Genomic DNA, 6,037 nt, shown 5'->3' with positions numbered 1-6,037 from the left:
GTTTTCTCTTTTAATTTAATCCATTGATAAATGGTATTACGAGAAATTTGGAAAACAGTTGCTGCTTCAGAAATACTGCCAATATTCTCACAATATGAAAGAACTTTTTCACGAAAATCTACTGAATATGCCATAAAAATAGTATAGTACAAAGTGTACGGTTTTTGTTTCATTCTACTATACTTTGATTGGTGAAACAACTTTGACGCAGTAGCTGATTGGTTTCTTCATTCGCTTTTTCAAGCTTAGAAGAAAACCTAATCAGCCTTGCGGGGGTGGAACTACGAACTAAATAAATTGGCATATTTTGAAAAAGATAGTTGACAAATGGTAGAAAATTTTTTCAAAATTAGTTCTGTCCCACTCCCAATGGCTCTTTAACATCACCTACGGCAGACGTTTTCAATAGTGACTTTTTCCGTCATCTATCCTTGGATAGGGCTTTGATAGAACTCCATTTCTCTCTCTACTTGCTGAATATGGTATAATTTTCAAAAACACAGAACATAGAAAGAGGTTCCCTATGCCTGCCAAAGCCATTATTACCATTTTTGGTGCCAGTGGAGATTTAGCCAAACGCAAGCTCTATCCTGCCCTATTTCGTCTGTTCAAAACCGGAAAGCTAGCAGATAATTTTGCGGTTATCGGCGCCTCTCGTCGTCCTTGGTCCAAGGAGGAATACGAAGCGGTTGTTCTTGAATCCATTCAGGATTTAGTGACTGATCCAAGTCAAGCTCAGGACTTTGCGGCTCGTTTTTACTACCAAAGCCACGATGTCACCAGCACCTTGGATTATCAAAATATCCGGGAGCTCCAGAACCAGCTCAATGATCGCTACCGGGCAGACAACAACAAGCTCTTTTTCCTCTCCATGTCCCCTCGTTTCTTTGGGACTATCGCCAAGCACCTCAAGTCTGAAAACATCATCGATGGCCTTGGCTTTGAGCACTTGATTATCGAGAAGCCTTTTGGCTCCGACCTGGAGTCCGCCTGCCAGCTCAATGAGGAGCTGATGGAGTCCTTCCGCGAAGACCAGATTTTCCGCATCGACCATTATTTAGGCAAGGAGATGGTTGAAAATATTTACGCCATCCGCTTTGCCAACCCCATCATTGATCGTATCTGGGATCGCCACTCCATCCATAACATCCAAATCACCCTCGCCGAACAACTAGGCGTCGAGGAGCGCGGGGATTATTATGACCAATCCGGTGCCTTGCGGGATATGGTGCAAAACCATGCCCTACAGATTCTATCCCTATTAACCATGGATAAGCCCCACTCCTTCAGCAAGCATGATATCCGGGCAGAAAAAGTCAAGGTCTTCCAATCCTTGAAGAAGCCAGGGCCAAAAGAGCTAGCCAACCATTTTATCCGCGGTCAATACACCGATAGCCAGGACCTACCAGGCTATCGCGAGGAGCCAAAGGTGAATCCAGACTCAATGACGGAAACCTACTTTGCCGGTGTCTTCTTCCTGGACAGCGACCGTTTCCGCAACATCCCTATCTTCATCCGCACCGGCAAACGCCTGGCTGAAAAGGCCACACGAGTGGATATCGTCTTCAAACAAGAAGAGACCATTTTTGCCGAGGATTTAGAACCCAACATTTTAACCCTCTACATCCAACCAGAAGAGGGCATCTCTTTCCAATTTAACCAAAAAATACCAGGCTACGACTTCACAATCCAGCCCCAAGCCATCAGCTCCTTCGACCGCCCTGAAGGACCAGAAGGCTATGAAAAATTGATTTTTGAAGCCCTCCAAAGCAACTCCTCTAACTTCAGCCACTGGCACGAAGTTAAAGCAAGCTGGAAGCTGATTGACAAAATCGAGCACAGCTGGCAAGAAGACCAAAGCCCTCTCCACTTCTACCCAGCCGGCTCCCACGGCCCCGAAGCCGCTGACCAACTCCTGGCTCAGTTTGACGCCAAATGGATTTGGTAGGATATAGATTTCAAGACAAACTTCAAATTGAGGTTTGTCTTTTTTATCGACATAAAAAAAGAGGCTGGGACAAAAGTCTAGCCTCTCTCTTTATGATTAACAAAATACCTTTGACGTAGTAGCTGATTGAGCCTAACAGCATTGTATGCTGTTAGAGAGTACCAAATCTTTTTTGCGAAGCAAACTCCAATCGTTCGCTTGATAGCGAACATTTCATGTTCGTCCATATCATAGGCTCAGCGAGTCAATTCCTGACTCGCCGAGAGGACTCCGAACCCGACCTAATCAACCTTGCGGGGGTGGGAGTAAAAAGATCCAGTGGATCTTTTTAGCATGAGCCCAAAATTAAGAAAGCGAATTAACTAAATTTTTTCAAATTTAGTCCCGTCCCAATTCCAATTCCTATTGAACGACTCTTACTCCATCTCGGTCACAAACACGCCATCCAATAAGGAGCGCATAAATTGCTCCGAATTAAAATCACCTATGTCGTCGAGTTTTTCACCAAAGCCGATCAGTTTCACCGGAATATCCAATTCCTGGCGAATAGCCAGCACAACTCCTCCACGCGCTGTACCGTCAATCTTGGTCAAGACAATCCCGGTAACCGGTGTGATTTTTGAAAATTCCTTAGCCTGTACCAAGGCGTTTTGACCGGTGGAGGCATCCAAGGCCAAGAGGGTTTCATGAGGGGCCTCGGGAATCACGCGCTTGATGATCCGACCCATTTTCTCCAGCTCAGCCATGAGGTTGTCCTTGTTCTGCAAGCGGCCGGCTGTGTCAACCAAGAGGACATCAACACCTTCGGCTTGGGCCCGTTCTAGGCCATCATAGACAACGCTGGCTGGATCGCTTTTTTCAGGTCCAGTGACAACGGGCACACCCACGCGTTTGCCCCATTCAACTAGCTGGGCCACAGCTCCTGCCCGGAAGGTATCGGCTGCGACCAACATGACCTTGCGGCCTTCTTCTTTATAACGGTAGGCTAGTTTTCCGATAGAGGTTGTTTTACCGACGCCATTGACTCCGACAAAGAGCATGACTGTCAGACCCTCTTGGAAGTTAATTTCCTCTTCATAGTGACCATCCTTGTCGTAAATGTCCACTAATTTTTCAATAATAACCCGGCGTAAGTCTTCCGGTTTTTTAGCATTCTCCAAGCGAGCTTCTTGACGTAGGTCCTCGGTTAGCTGGGTCGCAACCTGCACACCGACGTCACTGGTGATGAGGAGTTCTTCCAACTCCTCGAAAAATTCCTCGTCCACTGTACGGAAATTGGCGAAAAAGGCGTTGAGGCTTTCCAAGAAACCTGAACGGGTTTTCTGCAAACTCCGATTGTATTTCTCAGCTTCAGTTTCCCGGCGTTTGCGAACTTCTTCCAAGGCATCCTGGAACTGCTCTTCCTCAACCTTGCGACTAGCTGCATCCAGCTGGGCCCGCATTTGTACATAGTAGTCCGGCAGGGTTTCAGCCGTTACCTTTTCAACCGCAATCTCAGCAGCTTCCACTTCCTCCGGCTGTTCAGGCTCAGATGCTTCAATTGGAGTCTCGATTCCCTCGGTTACTTCGATTACCGGTTCCACTTCCTTCAGTTGCTTCGGCTCAGACGCTTCGGCTGGCGCCGCAACTTCCTCGGTTACTTCGATTGCCGGTTCCACTTCCTCCAGTTGCTCCGGCTCAGACGCTTCGGCTGGCGCCTCAACTTCCTCGGTTACTTCGACTACTGGCTCTTCTTGCGGATCTTCTGCTTTCTCAATTCCAAATAGGCGATCAAATAGCCCCATCTTGTTTCTCCTTCAATACATATTCTTCCACTGCTCGGGCAACACCCTCCTGATCATTGGTCCACTCCAAGACCTTCCAGGCCACGTCCTTCAAGGCTGGAACGGCATTGCCCATGGCAACCCCATAGCCAGCCCATTGAACCATCGACAAGTCGTTGGCCTCGTCTCCAAAAGCCATCACCTGGTCCTTGCTCAAGCCCAGCAGAGCTGTTAATTTCTCCAATCCTCTTGCCTTATCCGCCTCTTTTGGCAGCCACTCCAGCAATTGGTCGCGGGACTTAAAGATTCCATATTTTTCAAAAAATGGGGCTGGGATTTGCTGGATTGCCCCATCTAAAGCAGCTGCGTCGTGAGCCGAGATACACTTATTATAAAAGGACTGCTCCTCCAAATCGGCAAAGGAAATCAGCTGGAAATCCAAACTTGGATTGAAGGACTGGTAACGTGAGACAATCGGCCCCTCAAGATTAAAGACGGTCCCCTCCTGAATCACATCCAAAGGCAGATTAAGCTCGCGACTAAGCTGATACAACTCCGCAACCTCCTCGTAACTAAACTGCGCCTCGGCAAGGATCTCACCCGTGTTGCGCTGGATTAGACCACCATTAAAGGTAATCGCATACTCCTCCGCCTGACCATCCAAGTCCAACTCCTTCAACAGAAAATCCATGGCTTTCAGAGGCCGCCCCGTGGTCAAAACCACCTTGACCCCCTGCTTACGAGCCGCCGCCAAGGCAGCCTTAGTCCGCGGACTGATTTTCTTCTCACTGGTCAATAAGGTCCCATCTAAATCCAGGGCGATTAAACGAATATCCATCAAACAAGCTCCTCCATATACTTGAGCACAGACCCCTGACTAGCAGGGCCAATCACACGATCGGCAATGGCCTTAATCTCATCCTTGGCATTCTCTGGACAAATAGCCAAACCAGCCAACTCCAGCATCTGCCGATCATTAAGCTGATCTCCAAAAGCCACCAAATCATCCGGATGCCAGTCCTTCATCAACAACAGACGCCCCAGCGCCGCTCCCTTATCAATCCCTGTAGGAACAATATCCAAGGTCTGGTAACCCGTCGTCATAACCGAGTAACCCGGCAAATGCTGAACCAGCCAAGCCACCCCTTCCTGCACCTCCGCTTCCCGCAAATTCAAGGTAACCTTGAAAATCGGCTCCTGCATCTCCTGCAAATCTCCGATCAACTGAATCTGCGGATGATACTCCCGCGCCAACTCCAAATAGTCCGCATCCACCGTCTCCAAGGCATAAACCTCATGCTCCGCCGAAAAAATCAACTGATTCTTATCCACATAAGGACTTGCCACCAAATCCGCAAACAGCTGCTCCACCGTCTCCGCATCCATGGTCCGAGACCAAATCACCTGACCCCGCTCCTCAATAATCGAACCATTCTCACCAATCAAATACATCCGATCCCGGAAGTCCGCAAACAACTCCCGCATCGACGCAATCCCACGACCAGATGCCGCCGCAAATACAATCCCCAGCTCATCCAAACGATCCAAGAGGCTGGCAAACCGCTTCTGATCAAACTGATGGTTCCCATCTAAAAATGTCCCATCCAAGTCTGTCGCCATTAATCGAAACATACAAGCTACCCCAGTCCTTTTCAAAAATTTCCAAAATATCTCCTTTTATTTTAACACAGAAGCACCAAAAAAGGACCTGTCCGATCGACACGCCCTTGATTATGACCAAAGTCTTAGGAAAGAGGCAGGGACAAAAGTCTAGCCTCATTGACTTTGGTTAATAAAGGGGACCTCTAAAAATACCCAGACTAATTAAATCATTTACATTTACTAATCAAGGTACATATTTGTAGAGACGGATTGACTAGACTCCCTGCGAAATTTTTGATAAGGCGACTCGACAGTTTAAGGTCATACCAAAAGAAACCTTGTATATTGGGGATTCCTTTGAAAATGATGTCGAAGGTAAGCACAAAGCCGGTTGGTCCTCTGTCTGGTTCAACCATCGCCACCGACCAGCACCAGCTGGAGGTGAATGCCTCATAGACTTTGAAGTTCATAGCCCCCAAGAACTCCTTGAAGTCATCACTGGATTCTTTTAGGCCAGTCGGCCTAGGAGGAAGACATCCATAACAACTTTTCTCTGATCACTGTAACGCACAAAACCCTTGGAACGATTCATTCCAAGGATTTTTGATTAATTATTTTCTGACTTATCCTCTCTGATACTAAAATTCACCCAAATTATTCATACCTCAAACAACTCCGTGTAAATAGCTAAAAAATCATCAGAAATTGCTAAAAAACAATGGCA

5 protein-coding genes are annotated in these 6,037 nt (G+C 47.3%); 1 reads left to right on the top strand and 4 read right to left on the bottom strand.

Translation table 11 applies throughout. The features are described from left to right. Window positions 1-134 (bottom strand): IS630 transposase-related protein (locus tag E5983_RS08365; RefSeq protein WP_160332216.1); only part of this gene is annotated, 134 nt, incomplete at its 3' end. A 389-nt stretch (window positions 135-523) separates the two neighbouring features. Between E5983_RS08365 and zwf the strand changes: the two genes are divergently transcribed. Beyond that, window positions 524-1,948 (top strand): glucose-6-phosphate dehydrogenase, encoded by a 1,425-nt coding sequence (gene zwf, locus E5983_RS08360; RefSeq protein WP_160333392.1) that lies wholly within the window; start codon window positions 524-526, stop codon window positions 1,946-1,948. Window positions 1,949-2,364: 416 nt separating this feature from the next. Here zwf and ftsY read toward each other — a convergent pair whose 3' ends face one another. From ftsY to E5983_RS08345, 3 genes are read right to left on the bottom strand one after another with little or no spacing between them, the layout of a single operon-like run. Next, complete coding sequence (gene ftsY / locus E5983_RS08355; protein WP_160333391.1) at window positions 2,365-3,732, bottom strand: signal recognition particle-docking protein FtsY; 1,368 nt, start codon at window positions 3,730-3,732, stop codon at window positions 2,365-2,367. Beyond that, window positions 3,719-4,552 (bottom strand): Cof-type HAD-IIB family hydrolase, encoded by an 834-nt coding sequence (locus tag E5983_RS08350; protein ID WP_160333390.1) that lies wholly within the window; start codon window positions 4,550-4,552, stop codon window positions 3,719-3,721. Before E5983_RS08350 ends, ftsY begins: the two co-directional genes overlap by 14 nt. Beyond that, entirely contained in the window at window positions 4,549-5,343 is a 795-nt protein-coding gene (locus E5983_RS08345) for an HAD-IIB family hydrolase (protein WP_160333389.1), read from the bottom strand. The genes E5983_RS08350 and E5983_RS08345 overlap by 4 nt, the downstream gene beginning before the upstream one ends. Window positions 5,344-6,037: the final 694 nt, after the last annotated feature.

This window comes from Streptococcus danieliae (assembly GCF_009767945.1).
Taxonomy (GTDB): domain Bacteria; phylum Bacillota; class Bacilli; order Lactobacillales; family Streptococcaceae; genus Streptococcus; species Streptococcus danieliae.
The sequence above is the reverse complement of the archived record's forward strand: the minus strand, read 5'-3'. Positions and strand labels throughout refer to the sequence as shown.

Excerpts from the sequence above, each read along its gene's own strand:
- zwf (WP_160333392.1), top strand. The coding sequence starts at position 524 with ATGCCTGCCAAAGCCATTATTACCATTTTTGGTGCCAGTGGAGATTTA.
- ftsY (WP_160333391.1), bottom strand. The coding sequence starts at position 3,732 with ATGGGGCTATTTGATCGCCTATTTGGAATTGAGAAAGCAGAAGATCCG.
- E5983_RS08345 (WP_160333389.1), bottom strand. The coding sequence starts at position 5,343 with ATGTTTCGATTAATGGCGACAGACTTGGATGGGACATTTTTAGATGGG.